Genomic DNA, 19,911 nt, shown 5'->3' on the forward strand with positions numbered 1-19,911 from the left:
GAAAAGGAAGTGAATTCGACGACATTGCATCGTCGTTAGGCCAACGGGGAGCCCGCAGGCTCCCCGTTCATGGGCCGATCAGCTGTTCGGCAGCAGGCGGCAGGTGATGCTCTTGATGTAGCGGGTCTCGGCGATGGCCGGGTGTACCGGGTGATCCGGGCCCTGACCGCCGCGCTCGAGCATCTGGATGTTGCGGTCCAGGTGACGGGCGCTGGTCAGCAGGATGTTTTGCAGATCGTCCTCCGGCAGGTGCATGGAGCACGAAGCGCTCACCAGAATGCCGTCCTTGGTCAGCAGGCGCATGGCTTGCTCGTTCAGACGACGGTAGGCACCTTCGCCGTTCTTCATGTCTTTCTTGCGCTTGATGAACGCTGGCGGGTCGGCAACGATCACGTCGAAACGTTCTTCGCTGGCCTTGAGTTCCTTCAGCGCTTCGAAGACGTCGCCTTCGATGCAGGTCATCTTGTCGGCGAAGCCGTTCAGCGCGGCGTTACGCTCGACGCCGTCGAGGGCGAAGCCCGACGCGTCGACGCAGAACACTTCGCTGGCACCGAACGCGGCAGCCTGCACGCCCCAGCCACCGATGTAGCTATAGAGGTCGAGGACGCGTTTGCCTTTGGCGTAAGGCGCGAGGCGGGCGCGGTTCATGCGGTGGTCGTAGAACCAGCCGGTTTTCTGGCCACCAATGACCGGCGCTTCAAACTTCACTCCGTTCTCTTCCAGGGGCACCCACTCCGGCACCAGACCGAACACGGTTTCGACGTAACGATTGAGGCCTTCGGCGTCACGGGCGGCGGAGTCGTTCTTGAACAGGATGCCGCTTGGCTTGAGCACTTGGGTCAGTGCGGCAATGACGTCATCCTTGTGCGCTTCCATGGTTGCCGAGGCGATCTGCACCACGAGGATGTCGCCGAAACGGTCGACCACCAGACCCGGCAACAGGTCGGAGTCGCCGTAGACCAGGCGGTAGAACGGCTTGTCGAACAGACGCTCGCGCAGCGACAGGGCCACGTTCAGGCGATGCACCAGCAGCGACTTGTCCAGCGCCAGTTTGATGTCGCGCGACAGCAGACGCGCGCAGATCAGGTTGTTCGGGCTCATCGCGACGATGCCCAGCGGCTTGCCGCCAGCGGCTTCGAGGATCGCCTGATCGCCGGCCTTGAAGCCGTGCAGTGGCGTGGCGGCCACATCGATTTCGTTGCTGTAGACCCACAAGTGGCCGTTGCGCAGGCGACGGTCGGCGTTGGCTTTGAGGCGCAGGCTAGGCAGGGACATGACGTCGCTCCGGAAAAAAGAGCGGGAGTATACCGTGTTGCTCGGCCTGATTGGCTGGTGAGTGGACATGTGGCAAGTCATTGCCGGTGGAAGACATTACCTGTGGCGAGGGGATTTATCCCCGATCGGCTGCGCAGCAGCCGCAAACCCCCAACGCAGTTTTCTGACTGACCGCGTAAGTCGATTTGGGACAGCTGCGCTGTCCATCGGGGATAAATCTCCTCACCACATAAACTCACAAGCCCACAGATCAGGCAGAGAGCGCGTCGATCAACTCACGGTTGAACGCTGGAATATCGTCCGGCTGGCGGCTGCTGATCAGGTGGCCGTCCTTGACCACTTCTTTATCGACCCAGTTGGCGCCGGCATTCACCAGGTCATCCTTGAGCGTCTTGAAACTGGTCATGGTCTTGCCGTTGACCAGCCCGGCGGAAATCAGCAGCCAGCTGCCGTGGCAGATCACCGCGATCGGTTTACCGGCGGAGGCGCCGGTCTTGACCAGGTGCTGGGCGTCCTGATCGATGCGGATGGTGTCGGAGTTCTGCACGCCGCCCGGCAGGACGATCGCGTCGTACTGCTCGCTGCTGGCGCCTTGGAAGGTCTGATCAACCTTGAAGTCATCCGCCGGCTTATCGTGGTTCCAGCCTTTGACCTTGCCGGCCTCGGCCGAAAGGATGTCGACCTGAGCGCCGGCCTGCTCCAGTGCTTGTTTTGGCCCGGTCAGTTCGACCTGTTCGAAACCGTCTGTTACTAAAATGGCGACGCGTTTGCCAGTGAGGGAAGTAGCCATCGATAAGCTCCTGAGTCTGCGGGAAATTACCGCCGAGCCGGTGCTTGATTGTCCGGTCGGCCTTACAAAGTCCGAAGCCTGAGCGTGAATGAAAGTTCCTGACAATTGCCCACTGGTGTGTCGTCGTGCGGTTTTTAGAGGTTAGAATCGCCGCCTGTCCCAGAGTGTGTACTTATGTCCCAAGAGCTGACCACCGAACAGATTCAACAATCCCTGCAGGGCATCAGCGTGCCCGCGCAGCCGCAGATCATGGTGGATCTGCAAATGGAGCAGTACATGCCCGACCCGGACCTGGAGGTGATCGCCAAGCTGATCGCCCAGGATCCCGGCCTGTCCGGTTCTCTGCTGAAAATCGTCAACTCGCCGTATTACGGCCTGAGCAACAAGATCACTTCGATCCAGCGCGCGGTGAACCTGTTGGGCAGCCGCTCGATCATCAACCTGATCAACGCGCAGTCGATCAAGGGCGAGATGAACGACGACACCATCGTCACCCTCAACCGTTTCTGGGACACCGCCCAGGACGTGGCGATGACCTGCCTGACCCTGGCCAAGCGCATCGGCACCCAGGCTGGCGATGAAGCCTACGCCTTGGGCCTGTTCCACGACTGCGGCGTGCCATTGATGCTGCAACGCTTCCCCAATTACATGTCGGTACTGGAAAAGGCTTACGCCAACGCCAGCGCCGAATGCCGGGTGGTGGACACCGAGAACGCCGAGTTCAATACCAATCACGCCGTGGTCGGCTACTACACCGCCAAGTCGTGGCGCCTGCCGGAACACGTCAGCACGGCGATCGCCAATCACCACAATGCGCTGGCGATCTTCAGCGACGAGTCCTCGCGCAACAGCCAGATGAAGAATCTGCTGGCGATCCTGAAGATGGCCGAGCACATCTGTGCGTCTTACCGGGTATTGGGCAATCAGACCGAAGACCACGAATGGAACAGCATCGGCGCGCTGATTCTCGATTACGTGGGCCTATCGGACTACGATTTCGAAACCCTCAAACAGACGATCCGCGACCTCGGCGCGCATTGATTCGAGAACGCCATGCCTGAATTGCCGGAAGTCGAAACCACCCGCCGGGGCATTGCTCCGCACCTGGAAGGCCAACGCGTCGGCCGGGTGATCGTGCGTGACCGCCGGCTGCGCTGGCCGATCCCCGAAGACCTCGATGTGCGCCTGTCCGGGCAGCGCATCGTGCTGGTCGAGCGGCGCGCCAAGTACCTGTTGATCAATGCCGAAGTCGGCACTTTGATCAGCCATCTGGGCATGTCGGGCAACTTGCGGCTGGTGGAAGTCGGGTTGCCGGCGCTCAAGCACGAGCACGTCGATATCGAGCTGGAGTCCGGGCTGGCCCTGCGCTACACCGATCCACGCCGCTTCGGCGCGATGCTGTGGAGTACCGATCCGCTCAATCACGAGTTGCTGATTCGACTCGGGCCGGAACCGCTGACTGACCTGTTCGACGGCGAGCGGCTGTTCCAGTTGTCGCGCGGGCGTTCGATGGCGGTCAAGCCGTTCATCATGGACAACGCGGTAGTGGTGGGCGTCGGCAATATTTACGCGACCGAAGCGTTGTTTGCCGCGGGCATCGATCCACGCCGTGAGGCCAAGAGCATCTCCCGGGCGCGGTATCTGAAGCTGGCGATCGAGATCAAACGCATCCTGGCCGCAGCCATTGAGCGCGGCGGCACTACGTTGCGCGATTTCATCGGTGGTGACGGGCAGCCGGGGTACTTCCAGCAGGAACTATTCGTGTATGGCCGTGGCGGTGAAAACTGCAAGGTCTGCGGCACTGGCCTGCGCGAAGTGAAGCTCGGTCAGCGGGCCAGCGTGTTCTGCCCACGTTGCCAGACCTGAGGCAAAAAGCCGAAAAAGTCCTACGGTCTATAGTGAGTGGTCTCTATGTTCAGCCCGAAGGATCGTGCCATGAAATCCTTGCAAGTCCTGTTTGCCGCACTGCTGCTGTGTTCCAGCCTGGCTGTTCAGGCCGCGGAAAACGGCAGCGGTGATCCGCGCTACGCCATCCAGAACCCTCCCGCCTACGCCATGATTGGCGATTTGCTGATTGCTCGGCCTTTATTGGTGGTGGCAACGGTGCTGGGTGCGGGGGTGTTTGTGGTGTCATTGCCGTTCACCGCGCTGGGTGGCGGGGTCGGCGATGCGGGGCAGGCGCTGGTGGTGGATCCGGCGAAAGCTGCGTTTGTGCGGTGTCTGGGGTGTACGGGGGAGGGGTTTGAGCAGCGTGAGTGAGCTGATCAGGGTTTTGCGCTGCTGCTGATGGCCCTTTCGCGAGCAAGCTCGCTCCCACATTGGAGCGCATTTCAAATGTGGGAGCGAGCTTGCTCGCGAAGAGGCCCGAAAGAGCGCTACAAATCCGGCGGATCAGGCCTTGCCGGTAATCTTGCGGTACTTCTCCATCAACTGTTCTTCAGTCTCTGGATGCGCCTCGTCCAGTGGAATGCAATCTACCGGGCAGACCTGCTGGCACTGCGGTTCGTCGTAGTGGCCGACGCACTGGGTGCACAGGTTCGGGTCGATCACGTAGATCTCTTCGCCTTGGGAAATGGCGGCGTTCGGGCACTCGGGTTCGCAGACGTCGCAGTTGATGCAATCGTCGGTGATGATCAGGGACATGCTAACTCCAGCCGGGGCGGCAGGCCCGGGCGCTATCAATCAATGCGCGCAATTGTGCCGCATTGGCGAGCGCAGTGCACGCGGCTGCGATCAAGGGCACTGACAGCTGCGATCAAAAAACAAAGATCGCAGCCTTCGGCAGCGCCTACTTTTTGAAGCGCAGGGTCAGCGCGTCAGCCACGGCGGGGTGGACGAATTTGCTGATATCGCCGCCCAGCGCCGCAATTTCCCGCACCAGGGTCGAGGAAATGAACGAATAACGCTCGGACGGAGTAAGAAACAGACTCTCCACGTCCGGGGCCAGTTGGCGGTTCATGTTGGCCAGCTGGAATTCGTATTCGAAGTCCGACACCGCACGCAGGCCACGCAGGAACACATTGGCGTTCTGCTCTTTGGCGAAATGCGCCAGCAGCGTCGAGAAGCCGACCACTTCGACGTTGGGCAGGTGCTTGGTGACCTCGCGAGCCAGTTCAACCCGTTGTTCCAGCGGGAACAGCGGGTTTTTCTTGGGGCTGGCGGCGACCGCAATGATCACGTGATCGAACAGGCGCGAGGCGCGTTCGACCAGATCGCCATGGCCCTTGGTAATAGGGTCGAAGGTACCTGGGTACAACACTCGGTTCATCGCGTCGTCCTGGCGGGAGTCCGTTGGGGAGTCGGATGGTATCGCAGCCGTCCCGGTCGGCCAAGTCGCCTGTTGGGTAAGAAAGCACTATAGACGCCGGGATAAATGGGTTTTTTCACGGATTTCTCAGTCGATCGGCGAGGGATGTCGCCAATTGCGCTGTCAGGCCATACACCGACAATTGCGGGTTGGCGCCAATGCTGGTGGGGAACAGCGAGCCGTCGTGAATCGACAGATTGCTCAATTGGTGATGCCGGCCAAGGCTGTCGGTGACTGCGTTTTTCGGATCTTCGCCCATCGCGCAACCGCCCATTACGTGGGCGCTGCCCAGGCGTGTGCGATACAGCTCAAGGCTCAAACTGTCGATCAACGTACGCGCTTCGGCCAGACTCTTCACGTAGCGCGCATCGGCGTGCATCGGCATCACGGTTTTGGCGCCGCCGGCAAACTGGATCTCGGCCATGCTGTGAAAGGCGCGGCGCAAGCCCTCCCAGGCGTAAGGCGAAACCTGGTAGTCGAGCACCGGCGAGCCATCGCCGCGCAACTCGACATCGCCGCCGGGGCTGTCCGGGTGAAAACCGTCGCGCAGCAAGGCGAGCATCGCGTGGGTGTGCGGCAGATCAGCCATGTGTTCGGCGTTTTGCTGACCGAAGTCGCCGAGCAGCGTCGCCGCCAGCGCCGGGTGCAGCGGGGGCACTTCGAGTTTGTAACCCATCGGCCCGGTGGTGCCGTCCTTCCACTGGAAATAATCCGAATAGATCGACTGGGGCGCGCCGTAGAACGGGTTGATCACGTCGTCGAAGCGTGCGGCGGACATGTTCACCAGATGCAGAAAGGTACGTTTGCCGAGGCGCTGATGCGGATCCGGTGCATCCGAACGCAGCAGCAGGGCCGGGCTGTTGATGCCGCCGCCGGCCAGCACGTAATGCCGGGCCTTGACCGTGATTTTGCGTCCGGTCGGTGCGACACAGCGCTCGTCCATCGCCACGCACTGCAGGCCGGTGATTTTGTCGCCATTGATCAGCAGTTTTTCCGCACGGGCCAGGTACAGCAACTCGCCGCCCTTTTCCAGGGTCGCCGGAATGGTGGTGACCATCATCGATTGCTTGGCGTTGGTCGGGCAGCCCATGCCGCAGTAGCCGAGGTTCCAGCAGCCGCGCACGTTGCGCGGGATCACGTGCCAGCTGTAGCCGAGTTGCTCGCAGCCCTTGCGGATCACGTCGTTGTTGGCGTTGGGCGGAACCATCCATGGCGCGACGCCCAGACGCTGTTCCATTTTCTCGAACCATGGCGCCATTTCGGCAGGGCTGTGGCCTTTGACGTTGTGCTCCTTCGCCCAGTGTTCGAGGGTCGGCTCGGGTGTACGGAAGCTCGATGTCCAGTTGATCAGCGTGGTGCCGCCCACCGCACGGCCCTGGAGGATGGTGATCGCGCCGTCCTTGCTCATACGACCGATGCCTTCCTGGTAGAGGCTGCTGTAGGCCTGGTCTTCGAGCATTTTGAAGTCGGAACTGGTCTTGAGCGGGCCTTCCTCGATCAGCAGCACCTTGTAGCCGGCGGCGCTGAGGATTTCTGCGGTGGTGCCGCCGCCAGCGCCGCTGCCGATGATGGCCACGTCGGCTTGCAGCGTCAGGTCGGCGGTCAGTTGTGCGCCGTTGTAGGTTTTCCAGCCACGGGCAAGGCCTTCGCGGAACGGGTCGGGTACGGGCATTGATCAGGTTCTCTTGTTCTTGTTTTTCTTGCAGGTCCTTTCGCGAGCAAGCTCGCTCCCACATTGAAATGCATTCCCTTGTGGGAGCGAGCTTGCTCGCGAACGGCGCGACTCGATTTCAGACCGAGGGCGGGCCGGGATAGCCGCAATGCGCCCAGGACTCGGCGCGGGTGTACCAGGCCATCATCACCATTTGCTGCAATGAGCTGTGGCCCATGCGCAGCAGGCTCAATGAACTGTTCTGCCAGCGCTCGAGGAAGTTGCGCATCGCCTCGGGGCTGGCGTTTTCCCAACTGCCCCAAATGCCCGTGAGCGGCCCGCGGGTGACCGCCATGGCCAGCACGTCGAACAATTGCCGGGTGAGTTTGAGCATCTCCGGCGACAGGTGATCGAGGCTGTAATCCAGCGACTTGAGGGTGCCATCGACGGCGCCGGGCATTTTTTCGCTCGCCACGGCGCCTTCGAGCATCACCGGAATCAGTGCGCGCAGAAACAGCAGGTCGCCGTCGCGCAGGGTGACGAAGCCATTGGCCGCGACACTCGATGAACAACCACTGAGGCTGGCGCCGAGGCCAGCGGTGGCGAGAAATGCTGTGGCGCCGAGGCTGAATTTCAGCAGGCCACGGCGTGACAGGGCAGGTGTTTCGGTCAGGCTTGGGTGCATTGTTGTTATTACCCGGCGGTGACGACGATTAGCGGATGAACAGCTTCTGGATCAGTTTCTGGATCGATTTGCCGTAAGGCGGGTAGATCAGCTTCGCGGCATTGAAGCGCTGTTTGATCAGCACGCCCTTGGCCTTGCTGAAAGTCAGGAAACCTTCGTGGCCGTGATAGTGGCCCATGCCCGACGGGCCGATGCCGCCGAATGGCATGTCATCCTGCGCCACGTGCAGCAGGGTGTCGTTCAGGCACACGCCACCGGAATGGGTTTCGTGCAGCACGCGGTTCTGCTCGCGCTTGTCGTAGCCAAAGTAGTAAAGCGCCAGAGGTCGCGGGCGTTGATTGATGTAGGCAAACGCCTGATCGAGATCCTGATACGGCACGATCGGCAGCAACGGGCCGAAGATTTCGTCCTGCATCACGGTCATCTCGTCAGTGACGTTGAGCAGCAGGCTGTGCGGCATGCGCCGGCCCTGGCCCTGTTCGAACAGCGGGATCAGCAGCGCGCCCTTGCTCGTGGCGTCGCTGACATAACCGTTGAGCCGGGCCATTTGGCGCTCGTTGATGATCGCGGTGTAGTCCGGGTTGTCGGCGAGGGTTGGATAGAAATTGTTCACTACCTGGCGATAGGCTTCGACGAACGCACCGACGCGGTCTTGCGGCACCAGCACGTAATCGGGGGCAACGCAGGTCTGCCCGGCATTCAGGGTCTTGCCGAAGGCGATGCGTTCGGCGGCGTCCTTGAGCGGCACGTCGCGGGAAACGATGGCCGGGGACTTGCCGCCCAGTTCGAGGGTCACCGGGGTCAGGTTTTCCGCCGCCGCACGCATCACGTGTTTGCCGATGCTGGTGGCGCCGGTGAACAGCAGGTGATCAAAGCGCAGACGGGAAAACGCCACGCCGACATCGGCCTCGCCGAGCACCACGCAGACCAGGTCTTCGGGGAAAATCCGCCCCAGCAGAGTCTTGAGCAACTGGCCGGTGGCCGGGGTCGATTCGCTGAGTTTGAGCATCACCCGGTTGCCCGCCGCCAGCGCGCCGACCAGTGGGCCGATGGCCAGATACAACGGGTAGTTCCACGGCACGATGATGCCGACCACGCCAAGCGGCTGGTACACGACCTTGGCCGACGCCGGCTGAAAGGCCATGCCGACTTTGCGCCGTGACGACTTCATCCAGCCCTTGAGGTGGCGGCTGGCGTAATGGATGCCGTGCAGGCTGGGCATCAGCTCGGCGAGCAGGGTTTCATCAGCGCTGCGATGACTGAAATCCGCGCTGATGGCATCGACCAGCGCCTGCCGCTCGTTGCTGAGCAACTCACGCAACGCCTTGAGCCACTGTTGGCGTTGTTCTGCCGCTGGCATCGGGTTGGCGGCATAGGCGGCGCGTTGTGCCGCGAACAGCCGATCCAGCTCTTCCAGAGGCTGTTGCAGCGTTTGCAGATAAGCAATGTCGGCAGTCATGGTCGGCTCCGGATTTATTGTAGTGATGACTTTCTAGAGTCTATGCTCTAGAAAGTCAAATGACTTCCCGACACAGCTTTGTTTTATCAAGTTCCGGTTAGGTCGTAAGATGCCCCTCACCGCACTCTGAATTAAAGCTCAAGCCATGGCCCCACGAATAAAAACCAGCGAGCGCATCGTGCAGAACAGCCTCGAACTGTTCAATCAGCAGGGCGAGCGCAGCATCAGCACCAATCACATTGCCGCGCACATGGAGATTTCTCCGGGCAACCTGTACTACCACTTCCCCAACAAGCAGGCGATCATCGCCGTGCTGTTCAGTGAGTACGAGAGCCTTGTGGACAGCTTTCTGCGCCCGCCGCAGGGGCGCGCCGCCACCGTTGAAGACAAGCGCTATTACCTCAAGGAGTTGCTGTCGGCGATGTGGGGCTACCGCTTTCTGCATCGCGATCTCGAGCACCTGCTCGACAGCGACCCGGATCTGGCCGCACGCTACCGGCGTTTTTCCCAGCGCTGCGTGATCCAGGGCATGGCGATCTACGAGGGCTTCGTCGCCGCCGGCATCCTCAAGATGGACCGGGTGCAGATCGAATCCCTGACGATCAATGCCTGGATCATCCTCACCTCGTGGGTGCGTTTTCTGTGCACCACCCGGGAAAACTCCAACCACCTCAGCGAACAGGCCATCAAGCGTGGCGTGTATCAGGTGCTGGTGCTGGAAGCCGGATTCGTCACCGATCAGGCCCGCGAAGAGGTGAATGCCTTGTTCGACGAGTTCTACGTGCCGCTGGCCCAGGCCCTCGAGGAAGGGCGGTAACCTATTTCGAAGTCGCTCACAGGAGTCCGTTATGCCGATTGCGCAACTGCTCAGCCCGAATGCACTGGATGCCCGCAAGGAGCAGCCGGGGCTGGTGATTCTCGATTGTCGTTTTGCCCTCGAAGACCCGGATTACGGGCAGCGCAGCTATGCCGAAGGGCACATCGCCGGTGCCCGTTTCGCCGACCTTGAGCGTGACCTCAGTGGCAAGGTGATCAAAGGCGTGACCGGGCGCCACCCGCTGCCCGAGCCAGCGGCGTTGATCGAGCGTCTGCAGGCCTGGGGCATCAATGCCGACAGCGAGGTGGTTTTGTACGACGACGGCCCCGGTGCCTATGCGGCCCGCGCCTGGTGGTTGCTGGCGTGGCTGGGCAAGCGCGATGGCGTGTTCATTCTCGACGGCGGGCTCAAGGCCTGGCACGCCGCCGGTCTGCCGCTGAGCCTGGATGCGCCGTCGGTCAGCCGGGGCAATTTCAGTGGTCAGCCGGACATGAAACTGCTGCTGAGCGCCGAACAATTGCACAAGCGCCTCGGTCAGCCGACGCTGACGTTGCTCGACGCCCGGGCCTTGCCGCGCTTCAAGGGTGAGGTGGAGCCGATCGATCCGATCGGCGGGCACATTCCCGGCGCGCAATGCGCAGCGTTTACCGAAAACCTCGGCAGCGACGGGCGCTTCCTGCCGGCAGAGCAGCTCAAGCAGCGCTTTGCCGCGAAACTAGGTGATCGTTCGCCAACGGAACTGGTCGCCTATTGCGGCTCCGGGGTGACGGCGTGTCACAACCTGTTTGCGTTGTGCCTGGCGGGGTATCCGCTGGGTTCGTTGTATGCCGGGTCGTGGAGTGAGTGGATCAACGAGCCTTCTCGCGGCATCGCCACGGGCGAGTAATCCCGACTGTAGGAGTGAGCCTGCTCGCGATAGCGTTGTGTCTGTCGACATCAATGTTGCCTGATCAGCCGCCATCGCGAGCAGGCTCACTCCTACAAGGGTTATTCGGTGTTTGAAGGGGGGCGTCGGGCACTGCGATACGCCGCTGGCCCAACCCCGTAAACCTGCTTGAACTGCCGGCTCAGATGACTCTGATCGGCAAAGCCCAACTGCATGGCGACTTCCACCGGCAGGCAACCACCCTGCAATAAACCCCGGGCGGTGGCGATGCGCTGCTGCATCAGCCAGGTGTGTGGCGGCATGCCGGTGGCGCGGCGGAACACCCGGGCGAAGTGGAAGGGCGACAGGTTCACCGCGGCCGCCAGTTCTTCCAGCGATGGCGGCGCAGCCAGTTGCGCGTGCAGCAGCTCCTTGGCCATCACCACCGCGCGGTGCTCCTTGCCCGGTTTGCCATTGATCTGCACCGCCGCATGGCGCTGCAACAGCAGCAGCATCATTTCGCGCCACATCGTCTGCTGTTGCAGGGCGGTGGCCGGGCTTTCCAGCAAACGATGCAACTGACAGAAACCGTTGACCAGATCCGGGTCGCGGTACAGCGTCGCGCCAAACGCCGGCATCGGTGCGGTGGGCAGTTCCAGTTCTTCGAGCAGGGAAACGATCTGCCCGGTATCGGGATAAAACGCCCGGTACAGCCAGCCGTCCTCGGTGCCCTTGTGTCCGGTGTGCAATTCGTCCGGGTTGATCAGCACCAGGGTGCCGCTGCCGGCCAGGTGTTCGGCGCCACGATAGCGATAACGCTGAGCGCCGGCCATAATCATGCCGATCACATAACCGTCGTGGACGTGCGGGGCGAAGCGATGGTCGATGTAGCGCGCCGACAGCAACTCGACCCCGGCCAGCGGCGCGGTTTGCCAGAATCGGATCGACTCGCCCTGATCGCTCATGACGTCACACGGGCCAGCCATTGCGGGATGCGCCGTTCCAGGTAGTAACCGGGTTGGCGGAATGTGCCATCGACAAAGCCGACATGCCCACCCTTGGCCTGCAGCTCGAACTGGGTGCTGGCGGACAGTTCCTCGGCGGTCGGCAGGCTGTGGGGGAACACGAACGGATCGTCAGCGGCTTGAATGATCAGGGTCGGGGTGCGGATCTCGCCGAGAAAGTAGCGACTCGATGCCCGGCGATAGTAATCCTCGGCATCGGTAAAGCCGTGCAGCGGCGCGGTGACCCGGCCGTCGAAGTCCCAGAAAGTCCGCATGTTCTCCAGCGAGCCGAGCGCCGCCAGAGCCGCCAGGCCATCCTCGCGCCCGTCATGCTGGAACTGGCGTTGCTTGTTCTTGATGTAGGCGACCATCTCGCGCATGAAGTGCGCCTGATAGACCTTGGAGAACCCCTGACCGATACGGTCGGCGCATTGATCGAGACGAAACGGCACCGACACCGCCACCGCACCGAGCACGCCGCTGTCGCTGCCGGTCTCGCCCAGATGCTTGAGCAACACATTGCCGCCCAGGGAATAGCCCACCGCATACAGCGGCGCCAGCGGGCGCTTGGCGCGCAGGTGTCTGATGGCTTCGGCGAGGTCTTCGCTGGCGCCGGAGTGGTAACTGCGCGGCAGCAGGTTGGGTTCGCCGGAGCAACCGCGCCAGTTCAGCGCGACACTGGCCCAGCCTTGCGCGGCGAGGGCGGCCTGGATCCCGGCGACGTAGGGTGAATTTGAAGAACCGGTCAGCCCATGCAGCACCAGGACCAGCGGCGCCTCGGCGCTGTGCGGGCCGTGCCAGTCGAGGTCGAGGAAATCGCCGTCATCCAGCCACAGGCGTTCACGCTCGCGATCAAGGTGCACGGTTTTGCGCCACAGCGGCCCCCACAAGGTTTGCAGGTGCGGATTGCCGAGGCCGAAGGCGGGGGTGAAGCGTTCAGTTTCCAGAGGGCACACACCTTTTGTGGCAGGGAGCTTGCTCCCGCTGGGGCGCGAAGCGGCCCTTTTTTGGGACTGCTGCGCAGTCCAGCGGGAGCAAGCTCCCTCGCCACAGGGTTGTTCAATACGTTCAGTTAACGGCCATACGTTGCCACAACGCGTAGTACACCCGCCCGGATTTCTGTTCGCGGTGCAGGCGCCAGTTGCCCGGCAGGCCCAGCGTCGAAGGCGCGGTCTCGCTTTCAGTGTAGATCCACGAATCGGGCGCCAGCCATTGGCGCTCTTCCAGCAAAGTGCAGACCGCTGGCAGCAGGTTCTGGTTGAACGGCGGATCGAGGAATACCAGATCAAACGGCGTGGCGACCTGGGTTTCCAGATACCGCAGCGCATCGGCGGTCTGCACCTGGCCGTTGGTGCAGCGCAGGGTGCCGAGGTGTTCCTTCAGGCTCGACACCGCAACGTGGCTGGCATCCAGCGCCTGACCCATGACCGCGCCACGGGACAGAGCCTCGAGAAACAGCGCGCCGCTGCCGGCGAACGGGTCCAGCACCTTGGCCCCGGCCACATACGGTGCGAGCCAGTTGAACAGGGTTTCGCGCACGCGGTCCGGCGTCGGGCGCAGGCCCGGCGCATCGGGGAAGCTCAGTTTGCGGCTGCGCCATTCGCCGCCGATGATGCGCAGTTGGTTCACACCGTTGTGAACGTTCTGCGCAGGTTTTTTAGGACGAGTAGCCATTAATGCTCCGGAACCCCGAGCGGTTGCTCGGCAGGTTTATCAGATGGGGCCGGTAACGGCTTTTGCGGCACGGTCGGGCCAGCGCTGACGATGACCAGTTTGTCCGTGCTCAGGTGTTTGTTCATCGCGTCTTTGACCTGCTCGACGGTCAGGCTCTGGGACTGACGCATGAAGTCATCCAGATAGCTCAACGGCAGATTATAGAAGCCCATGGCGCCCAGTTGACCGACGATATCGGCGTTGCTCGCGGTGGACAGCGGGAAGCTGCCGGCCAGTTCGCGTTTGGCGTCGTCGAGTTCTTTCTGGGTCGGGCCGGTCTTGAGGTAATCGGCGAGCACGTCCTGCACCAGTTTCAGGGTGCCTTCGCTCATTTCCGCGCGGGTCTGCAGGTTGATCATGAACGGGCCGCGGGCCTGCATCGGGCTGAAACCCGAATACACGCCGTAGGTCAGGCCGCGCTTTTCGCGCACTTCGCTCATCAGACGCGTGCCGAAACCGCCGCCACCGAGGATCTGGTTGCCCATCGACAGCGCCGCGTAATCCGGATCGTCACGGTCGATGCCCAGTTGCGCGAGCAATAGGTTGGTCTGCTTGGACGGGAACTCGATGTGATTGACGCTGGCTTTCGGTTCCTGCGGCTGGGCGATTTTCGCCAGCGCCGGGCCTTTCGGCAGGGCACCAGAAACCTGGTTGGCAATCGCCTCGGCCTCGGCGCGCGACAGGTCGCCAACCAGCGCGATCACCACGTTGCCGGCCGCGTAGGCCTTGGCGTGGAACTCACGTAGTTGCGCCAGAGTGATCTTCGGCACGCTCTGCGCATTGCCGTCACTGGAGTGCGCGTATGGGTGGTCGCCGTACAAACGCTTCATCAGCTCGAGGCTGGCGAGTTTGCCGGGGTTCTGTTTCTGGTATTCGAAACCGGCGAGCATCTGGTTCTTGATGCGCGCAAAGGAGTCGGCCGGGAAGGTCGGTTTGCCCACCACTTCCGAGAACAGCTTCAACGCCGGTTCACGTTGCTCGGCGGCACTCAGGCTGCGCAGCGAAGCCAGCGCCATGTCCTTGTAGGCACCGTTGCCGAAATCCGCACCGAGGCCTTCGAAGCCTTGGGCGATGGCGCCGACGTCCTTGCCGGCCACGCCTTCGTTGAGCATGGCGTTGGTCAGGACTGCCAGACCCGGTGCATTGCCGTCCTGGCTGCTGCCGGCGGCGAAGATCAGGCGCATGTCGAACATCGGCAGTTCATGGGCTTCGACGAACAGCACCTTGGCGCCTTCAGCGGTGTTCCAAGTCTGTACGTCGAGCTTGCGGCTGGCCGGAGCCTTGCCATCGAGTTCGGCCAGCGATTGCAGTTTCTGGCTGGTCTTGGCGTTATCCAGCGCTTCGCTGGCGTCGGTTTTGACACCGGGCATCAGATAGAACGCGGCGGAGCCGATGACCGCCACGGCGATCAGGCCGAGCAACAGGCGTGGGGATTTGCGCTCACTCATGAGTCGTCTCCAGTGGCAGGACATGGGCGACGCTGAGACGTTCGCGGGTGAAATACAGCTTGGCGGCGTTCTGGATGTCTTGCGGGGTCACGCTTTCCAGATCGGCGAGTTCGGTGTCCATCAGTTTCCACGACAGCCCGACCGTTTCCAGTTGGCCGATGGCGGTGGCCTGGCTGGTGATCGAATCACGTTCGAACACCAGGCCGGCAATCACTTGTGCCCGCACGCGCGCCAGTTCTTCGGCGGACGGTGCGGTGGTTTTCAACTGTTCCAGCAGTTTCCACAGACCGGCCTCGGCTTGCGCCATGGTCTTTTTCTTCTGCGTGTTCGGTGTCGCCGAAAGGGTGAACAGGCTGTCGCCACGGGTGTAGGCGTCGTAGCTCGAGGAACCGCCGGAAACCAGCTCTTCGCCGCGTTCCAGTTGCGTCGGGATGCGCCCGCTGTAGCCGCCGTCGAGCAGCGCCGAGATCAGGCGCAGGGCGTTGACCGAGCGCTTGTCTTCAGCGGTGGCAATGCTGGGTACGTTGAAACCGAGCATCAGGCTGGGCAGTTGGGTCTGTACATGCAGGGTGATCTGGCGTTCGCCGGGTTCGGCCAGCTCCAGCGGTTTCTTCGCCGGTGGCACGTCGCGTTTGGCAATCGGCCCGAAGTAGCGCTGGGCGAGGGTCTTCACTTCATCCGGCGTGACGTCGCCGACCACCACCAGCGTGGCATTGTTCGGCACATACCAGGACTGATACCAGTGGCGCAGCTCTTCGACCTTCATCCGGTCCAGGTCCGCCATCCAGCCGATGGTCGGCGTGTGGTAGCCGCTGGCCGGGTAAGCCATCGCCTTGTAGCGCTCGTAGGCCTTGGACATCGGCTTGTCGTCGGTGCGCAGGCGACGCTCTTCCTTGATGACTTCGATTTCCTTGGCGAATTCGTCGGCCGGCAGGCGCAGATTGGCCATGCGGTCGGCTTCCAGTTCGAAGGCCACGCCCAGACGGTCGCGGGCCAGCACCTGGTAATAAGCGGTGAAGTCGTCGCTGGTGAAGGCGTTCTCTTCGGCGCCGAGGTCGCGCAGGATCAGTGAGGCTTCGCCGGGGCCGACTTTCTCGCTGCCCTTGAACATCATGTGCTCGAGCGCGTGGGACAGACCGGTCTGGCCCGGGGTTTCGTAGCTGGAACCGACCTTGTACCAGACCTGCGACACCACCACCGGCGCGCGATGGTCTTCGCGCACGACGACCTTCAGGCCGTTGTCGAGGGTGAATTCGTGGGTCGGTTGCGGGTCGGCCGCCAGGGCCGAAAGGGGCAGGCAGACTGTGCTGAGCAGCAGGCCTGCAGCGCGGCGGGCTAGAGCATTCATTCGTTTTTTAACCTGTTGGGCTGCCCGCTTGGTCTTAGCGTCGGCGGGCGAGAGGGTGCTAGGATACTGATCCGTTTTACCGGCGACCACGCCTATCAGGTTTTCAGGCCTGATGCGGTTGTATAGGTTGGCGGCAGAAAGCTGCGGTTTATCGACTAGACTTCGCTTTTTCGCCGATTTTGCCGGTTTAGTCCTTCGTTAATACGAATCTTTGGGGTGCCGCTGGCGCCTCGACAAAATGTTGCGTGAACAAGCTGGATGAAACACAGTCTGTTCTGCATCGAATATTTATTTGCCGGGGCGCCCTTATGGCGCGTCGCTACCGTGAGATAGCCGTCCTCCATGTTTGGTTCCAACGACGACAAGAAGACCCCAGCTGCGGCTGGCGAGAAGAAAAGCCTGTTCGGATGGCTGCGTAAGAAACCGCAGGAACCCGTCGTCGAACAGCCGCCCGCGATTCCTGAACCGGCTCCGACGCCAGCGCCTGCCATAGAAGAAGAGCCGGCGCCGATCGTGCTGCCGATTGCCGAGCCGGTGCTGCAACCGGTCGAGCCCGAGCCAGAATCTGAAACCCCGGTGGCGGCCGAGCTGCCACTGACTCCGGCGGCCGAGCCGTGGCTGACCTTGCCGGTGGCGGAAGAACCGGTGGCCTTGGTCGAAGAGGCCGCGCCGCATGTGACGCCGCCAATTCCTGCGCCTGCCGCGTTCGTCCCTGAAGTCGCTCCGGCGCCCGTGGTTGAGCCGGCTGTCGAGCCTGCGCCGGTTGTTCCCGAGCCCGCTGCGCCAGTATTCGTTGCTCCGGTTGCTCCGGTTGCTCCGCAGCCTGCACCTGCGCCGGTGGTCGCGGCTCCGGTCGCGCCGGTTGAAGTGGTTGCTGAAACACCAGTCGAAGCACCGCGCACCGAAGAAACCAAGGCCGGTTTCTTTGCCCGTTTGAAACAAGGCTTGTCCAAGACCAGCGCCAGCATCGGCGAGGGCATGGCCAGTCTGTTCCTCGGCCGCAAAACCATCGATGACGATTTGCTCGATGACCTCGAAACCCGTCTGCTGACCGCCGACGTCGGTGTCGAAGCCACCACGCAGATCATTCAGCGTCTGACCCAGAAGGTCGCACGTAAAGAGCTGGCCGACGCCGACGCGCTGTACAAATCGTTGCAGGCCGAGCTGGCCGCGATGCTCAAACCGGTCGAGCAGCCGCTGAAAATCGCCTCGCAGCACAAGCCGTTCGTGATTCTGGTGGTCGGCGTCAACGGCGCCGGCAAGACCACCACCATCGGCAAACTGGCGAAGAAGCTGCAGCTGGAAGGCAAGAAAGTCATGCTCGCTGCCGGTGACACTTTCCGCGCCGCTGCTGTTGAGCAACTGCAGGTCTGGGGCGAGCGCAACAAGATCCCGGTGATCGCCCAGCACACCGGTGCCGACTCCGCGTCGGTGATCTTCGACGCCGTGCAGGCTGCCAAGGCCCGTGGCATCGACGTGCTGATCGCCGACACCGCCGGTCGTCTGCACACCAAAGACAACCTGATGGAAGAACTGAAGAAAGTTCGCCGGGTGATCGGCAAGCTCGACGCCGACGCGCCGCACGAAGTGCTGCTGGTGCTCGACGCCGGTACCGGGCAGAACGCGATCAATCAGGCCAAGCAATTCAACCAGACCGTCGAACTGACCGGCCTGGCGCTGACCAAGCTCGACGGTACCGCCAAGGGCGGGGTGATTTTCGCCCTGGCCAAGCAGTTTGGCCTGCCGATCCGCTACATCGGCGTCGGTGAAGGCATCGACGATCTGCGTACCTTTGAAGCCGAACCCTTTGTCCAGGCACTGTTTGCCGAGCGGGAGCGTTCATGATTCGTTTCGAACAGGTCGGTAAACGCTACCCGAACGGTCACGTCGGCTTGCATGAGCTGAGCTTTCGAGTCCGTCGTGGCGAGTTTCTGTTTGTCACCGGTCACTCCGGTGCCGGTAAATCCACGCTGTTGCGCCTGTTGCTGGCGATGGAGCGTCCGACCAGCGGCAAATTGCTGCTGGCCGGGCAAGACCTGAGCACCATCAGCAACGCGCAGATTCCATTCCTGCGACGGCAGATCGGCGTGGTGTTCCAGAATCACCAGTTGCTGTTTGATCGCACGGTGTTCAACAACGTCGCGTTGCCGCTGCAGATTCTCGGGCTGTCCAAGGCCGAGATCGCCAAGCGCGTCGATTCGGCGCTGGAGCGCGTGGCGCTGTCGGATAAAACCGATCTGTACCCGGGCGACCTGTCCACCGGTCAGCAACAGCGCGTCGGCATCGCCCGCGCCATTGTCCACCGTCCGGCGCTGCTGTTGGCGGACGAACCGACCGGTAACCTCGACCCGCGTCTGGCGGCCGAGATCATGGGCGTATTCGAAGACATCAACCGGCTGGGCACCAGCGTGCTGATCGCCAGTCACGACCTGGCCCTGATTGCGCGCATGCGGCACCGCATGCTGACCCTGCAACGCGGCCGCTTGATCGGCGACGGGGAGGCCGGCGTATGAGTGCGACACGCAGTCCGAAGGTTTCCGAGCGCGTGGCCCCGAAAGCCGCCGATCCGCAGCCGCCAAAGAAGAAAAAACACGACGATGACGACGGCCCGGACTTTTCCACGCTGCTGCGTTCGTGGATCGAAAGTCACCGCGCCAGCCTGCTCGACAGTCTGCGGCGCCTCGGCAAGCAGCCGATCGGCAGCTTTTTCACCTGCATGGTAATGGCCGTGGCACTGAGCCTGCCGATGGGCCTGTCGCTGCTGATCAACAACGTCGAGCGTCTCGGCGGTTCGTGGCAGCGTGCGGCGCAGATTTCGCTGTATCTGCAACTGGACGCCACGCCCGCGCAGGGCGAATCGTTGCGCGAGCAGATCAAAGGCATGCCCGGCGTTGCTGATGCCGAATATGTCGGCCGCGATCAGGCGCTGGAAGAGTTTCAGCAGCAGTCCGGTCTGGGCGAAGCCCTGCGCGAGCTGCCGGAGAACCCGCTGCCGGGCGTGGTGCTGGTGACCCCGAACGAGGTCGACAAGCCGACTCTGGAAGCATTAAGACAAAAACTTTCCGAGCTGCCGAAGGTACAACAGGCGCAACTTGATCTAGTCTGGGTCGAGCGTCTGGCCGCCATCCTCAAGCTCGGTGACCGTTTTGTCTTCGGTCTGACGGTGCTTTTGGTGTCTGCATTACTTTTGGTGATAGGCAATACCATTCGTCTTCATATTGAAAACCGCCGCACAGAGATAGAAGTGATTAAACTCGTCGGCGGCACTGACAGCTATGTACGTCGCCCCTTCCTTTATATGGGCGCGTTGTATGGCTTCGGTGCGGGGGTTCTGTCCTGGGGTGTGCTGGCGTTCGGCCTGAACTGGCTGAACGACGCGGTGGTTGGACTGGCCGGCTTGTACGGCAGTGATTTCGCGCTGGCCGGAGTGCCAGTTGCCGACGGTCTGTCGCTCTTGCTTGGCGCGGTGCTGTTGGGTTATATCGGTGCATGGATTGCAGTCGCACGTCATCTCAGGGAGCTGGCGCCGAAGTAGAATCTTTTTTGCGC

Annotated in this window: 20 protein-coding genes; 8 read left to right on the forward strand and 12 right to left on the reverse strand. The window is 62.1% G+C overall.

Translation table 11 applies throughout. The features are described 5' to 3' along the window. Positions 1-78: 78 nt before the first annotated feature. Together PMI25_RS06735 and PMI25_RS06740 are read right to left on the reverse strand one after the other, a co-directional pair. Positions 79-1,275, reverse strand: a complete 1,197-nt coding sequence (locus tag PMI25_RS06735; RefSeq protein ID WP_007964164.1) for a class I SAM-dependent rRNA methyltransferase — start codon at positions 1,273-1,275, stop codon at positions 79-81. Positions 1,276-1,525: 250 nt separating this feature from the next. Then, positions 1,526-2,065 carry a type 1 glutamine amidotransferase domain-containing protein gene (locus PMI25_RS06740; RefSeq protein WP_007964163.1) on the reverse strand — a complete coding sequence of 180 codons (540 nt, stop codon included), beginning with the start codon at positions 2,063-2,065 and terminating at the stop codon, positions 1,526-1,528. A 228-nt stretch (positions 2,066-2,293) separates the two neighbouring features. Here PMI25_RS06740 and PMI25_RS06745 point away from each other — a divergent pair, with 228 nt between their 5' ends. From PMI25_RS06745 to PMI25_RS06755, 3 genes are all read left to right on the forward strand, one after another. Beyond that, a complete protein-coding gene (locus PMI25_RS06745) occupies positions 2,294-3,106 on the forward strand; it encodes an HDOD domain-containing protein (protein ID WP_177325698.1) in 813 nt (270 codons plus the stop codon). A 12-nt stretch (positions 3,107-3,118) separates the two neighbouring features. Beyond that, positions 3,119-3,931, forward strand: a complete 813-nt coding sequence (gene mutM / locus PMI25_RS06750; RefSeq protein WP_007964161.1) for a bifunctional DNA-formamidopyrimidine glycosylase/DNA-(apurinic or apyrimidinic site) lyase — start codon at positions 3,119-3,121, stop codon at positions 3,929-3,931. A gap of 69 nt (positions 3,932-4,000) precedes the next feature. Then, positions 4,001-4,324: a hypothetical protein gene (locus tag PMI25_RS06755; protein ID WP_007964160.1), complete on the forward strand. Its 324-nt coding sequence runs from the start codon at positions 4,001-4,003 to the stop codon at positions 4,322-4,324. A gap of 132 nt (positions 4,325-4,456) precedes the next feature. Here PMI25_RS06755 and PMI25_RS06760 read toward each other — a convergent pair whose 3' ends face one another. The 5 genes from PMI25_RS06760 to PMI25_RS06780 all read right to left on the reverse strand — a co-directional run bounded on the left by PMI25_RS06760 (position 4,457) and on the right by PMI25_RS06780 (position 9,167). Next, positions 4,457-4,708, reverse strand: coding sequence for a YfhL family 4Fe-4S dicluster ferredoxin (locus tag PMI25_RS06760; RefSeq protein WP_003195146.1), 252 nt, complete (start codon positions 4,706-4,708; stop codon positions 4,457-4,459). A gap of 145 nt (positions 4,709-4,853) precedes the next feature. Continuing rightward, positions 4,854-5,333 (reverse strand): pantetheine-phosphate adenylyltransferase, encoded by a 480-nt coding sequence (gene coaD / locus PMI25_RS06765; protein ID WP_003229157.1) that lies wholly within the window; start codon positions 5,331-5,333, stop codon positions 4,854-4,856. Between the two features lie 115 nt (positions 5,334-5,448). Next, positions 5,449-7,044: a GMC family oxidoreductase gene (locus PMI25_RS06770; RefSeq protein ID WP_007964159.1), complete on the reverse strand. Its 1,596-nt coding sequence runs from the start codon at positions 7,042-7,044 to the stop codon at positions 5,449-5,451. Positions 7,045-7,162: 118 nt separating this feature from the next. Continuing rightward, entirely contained in the window at positions 7,163-7,708 is a 546-nt protein-coding gene (locus PMI25_RS06775; RefSeq protein ID WP_007964156.1) for a hypothetical protein, read from the reverse strand. A 28-nt stretch (positions 7,709-7,736) separates the two neighbouring features. After that, on the reverse strand, positions 7,737-9,167 hold the full coding sequence (locus PMI25_RS06780; RefSeq protein WP_007964154.1) for a coniferyl aldehyde dehydrogenase: 1,431 nt from the start codon (positions 9,165-9,167) through the stop codon (positions 7,737-7,739). A gap of 145 nt (positions 9,168-9,312) precedes the next feature. Here PMI25_RS06780 and PMI25_RS06785 point away from each other — a divergent pair, with 145 nt between their 5' ends. Both PMI25_RS06785 and PMI25_RS06790 read left to right on the forward strand, forming a co-directional pair. Continuing rightward, the gene (locus tag PMI25_RS06785) at positions 9,313-9,984 is read left to right on the forward strand and encodes a TetR/AcrR family transcriptional regulator (protein ID WP_007964152.1); all 672 of its coding nucleotides are present in this window, start codon (positions 9,313-9,315) and stop codon (positions 9,982-9,984) included. Between the two features lie 31 nt (positions 9,985-10,015). Then, positions 10,016-10,870 (forward strand): sulfurtransferase, encoded by an 855-nt coding sequence (locus PMI25_RS06790; protein ID WP_007964150.1) that lies wholly within the window; start codon positions 10,016-10,018, stop codon positions 10,868-10,870. Positions 10,871-10,971: 101 nt separating this feature from the next. On the opposite strand, the gene PMI25_RS06795 is transcribed toward PMI25_RS06790, so the two are convergent. The 5 genes from PMI25_RS06795 to PMI25_RS06815 all read right to left on the reverse strand — a co-directional run bounded on the left by PMI25_RS06795 (position 10,972) and on the right by PMI25_RS06815 (position 16,362). Beyond that, positions 10,972-11,814, reverse strand: coding sequence for an AraC family transcriptional regulator (locus PMI25_RS06795; protein ID WP_007964149.1), 843 nt, complete (start codon positions 11,812-11,814; stop codon positions 10,972-10,974). Then, positions 11,811-12,809 carry a hydrolase gene (locus PMI25_RS06800; protein ID WP_007964146.1) on the reverse strand — a complete coding sequence of 333 codons (999 nt, stop codon included), beginning with the start codon at positions 12,807-12,809 and terminating at the stop codon, positions 11,811-11,813. The genes PMI25_RS06795 and PMI25_RS06800 overlap by 4 nt, the downstream gene beginning before the upstream one ends. Before the next feature lie 112 nt (positions 12,810-12,921). Beyond that, a complete protein-coding gene (rsmD, locus tag PMI25_RS06805; protein WP_007964143.1) occupies positions 12,922-13,527 on the reverse strand; it encodes a 16S rRNA (guanine(966)-N(2))-methyltransferase RsmD in 606 nt (201 codons plus the stop codon). After that, positions 13,527-15,014, reverse strand: a complete 1,488-nt coding sequence (locus tag PMI25_RS06810; protein WP_007964141.1) for a M16 family metallopeptidase — start codon at positions 15,012-15,014, stop codon at positions 13,527-13,529. Before PMI25_RS06810 ends, rsmD begins: the two co-directional genes overlap by 1 nt. Beyond that, positions 15,007-16,362: a M16 family metallopeptidase gene (locus PMI25_RS06815; protein WP_007964140.1), complete on the reverse strand. Its 1,356-nt coding sequence runs from the start codon at positions 16,360-16,362 to the stop codon at positions 15,007-15,009. Before PMI25_RS06815 ends, PMI25_RS06810 begins: the two co-directional genes overlap by 8 nt. A 342-nt stretch (positions 16,363-16,704) precedes the next feature. On the opposite strand from PMI25_RS06815, the gene ftsY reads away from it, so the two are divergent. The 3 genes from ftsY to ftsX are packed head-to-tail and all read left to right on the forward strand — an operon-like array spanning position 16,705 to position 19,897. Beyond that, complete coding sequence (ftsY, locus tag PMI25_RS06820; protein ID WP_007964138.1) at positions 16,705-18,207, forward strand: signal recognition particle-docking protein FtsY; 1,503 nt, start codon at positions 16,705-16,707, stop codon at positions 18,205-18,207. After that, positions 18,204-18,875: a cell division ATP-binding protein FtsE gene (ftsE, locus tag PMI25_RS06825; RefSeq protein ID WP_003229148.1), complete on the forward strand. Its 672-nt coding sequence runs from the start codon at positions 18,204-18,206 to the stop codon at positions 18,873-18,875. The genes ftsY and ftsE overlap by 4 nt, the downstream gene beginning before the upstream one ends. Then, entirely contained in the window at positions 18,872-19,897 is a 1,026-nt protein-coding gene (ftsX, locus tag PMI25_RS06830) for a permease-like cell division protein FtsX (protein WP_007964135.1), read from the forward strand. The genes ftsE and ftsX overlap by 4 nt, the downstream gene beginning before the upstream one ends. The last annotated feature ends 14 nt before the right edge of the window (positions 19,898-19,911 follow it).

The sequence above is a fragment of the Pseudomonas sp. GM30 genome, assembly GCF_000282275.2.
GTDB lineage: Bacteria > Pseudomonadota > Gammaproteobacteria > Pseudomonadales > Pseudomonadaceae > Aquipseudomonas.

Excerpts from the sequence above, each read along its gene's own strand:
- PMI25_RS06735 (WP_007964164.1), bottom strand. The coding sequence starts at position 1,275 with ATGTCCCTGCCTAGCCTGCGCCTCAAAGCCAACGCCGACCGTCGCCTG.
- PMI25_RS06740 (WP_007964163.1), bottom strand. The coding sequence starts at position 2,065 with ATGGCTACTTCCCTCACTGGCAAACGCGTCGCCATTTTAGTAACAGAC.
- mutM (WP_007964161.1), top strand. The coding sequence starts at position 3,119 with ATGCCTGAATTGCCGGAAGTCGAAACCACCCGCCGGGGCATTGCTCCG.
- PMI25_RS06755 (WP_007964160.1), top strand. The coding sequence starts at position 4,001 with ATGAAATCCTTGCAAGTCCTGTTTGCCGCACTGCTGCTGTGTTCCAGC.
- PMI25_RS06760 (WP_003195146.1), bottom strand. The coding sequence starts at position 4,708 with ATGTCCCTGATCATCACCGACGATTGCATCAACTGCGACGTCTGCGAA.
- coaD (WP_003229157.1), bottom strand. The coding sequence starts at position 5,333 with ATGAACCGAGTGTTGTACCCAGGTACCTTCGACCCTATTACCAAGGGC.
- PMI25_RS06770 (WP_007964159.1), bottom strand. The coding sequence starts at position 7,044 with ATGCCCGTACCCGACCCGTTCCGCGAAGGCCTTGCCCGTGGCTGGAAA.
- PMI25_RS06775 (WP_007964156.1), bottom strand. The coding sequence starts at position 7,708 with ATGCACCCAAGCCTGACCGAAACACCTGCCCTGTCACGCCGTGGCCTG.
- PMI25_RS06780 (WP_007964154.1), bottom strand. The coding sequence starts at position 9,167 with ATGACTGCCGACATTGCTTATCTGCAAACGCTGCAACAGCCTCTGGAA.
- PMI25_RS06785 (WP_007964152.1), top strand. The coding sequence starts at position 9,313 with ATGGCCCCACGAATAAAAACCAGCGAGCGCATCGTGCAGAACAGCCTC.
- PMI25_RS06790 (WP_007964150.1), top strand. The coding sequence starts at position 10,016 with ATGCCGATTGCGCAACTGCTCAGCCCGAATGCACTGGATGCCCGCAAG.
- PMI25_RS06795 (WP_007964149.1), bottom strand. The coding sequence starts at position 11,814 with ATGAGCGATCAGGGCGAGTCGATCCGATTCTGGCAAACCGCGCCGCTG.
- rsmD (WP_007964143.1), bottom strand. The coding sequence starts at position 13,527 with ATGGCTACTCGTCCTAAAAAACCTGCGCAGAACGTTCACAACGGTGTG.
- PMI25_RS06810 (WP_007964141.1), bottom strand. The coding sequence starts at position 15,014 with ATGAGTGAGCGCAAATCCCCACGCCTGTTGCTCGGCCTGATCGCCGTG.
- PMI25_RS06815 (WP_007964140.1), bottom strand. The coding sequence starts at position 16,362 with ATGAATGCTCTAGCCCGCCGCGCTGCAGGCCTGCTGCTCAGCACAGTC.
- ftsY (WP_007964138.1), top strand. The coding sequence starts at position 16,705 with ATGTTTGGTTCCAACGACGACAAGAAGACCCCAGCTGCGGCTGGCGAG.
- ftsE (WP_003229148.1), top strand. The coding sequence starts at position 18,204 with ATGATTCGTTTCGAACAGGTCGGTAAACGCTACCCGAACGGTCACGTC.
- ftsX (WP_007964135.1), top strand. The coding sequence starts at position 18,872 with ATGAGTGCGACACGCAGTCCGAAGGTTTCCGAGCGCGTGGCCCCGAAA.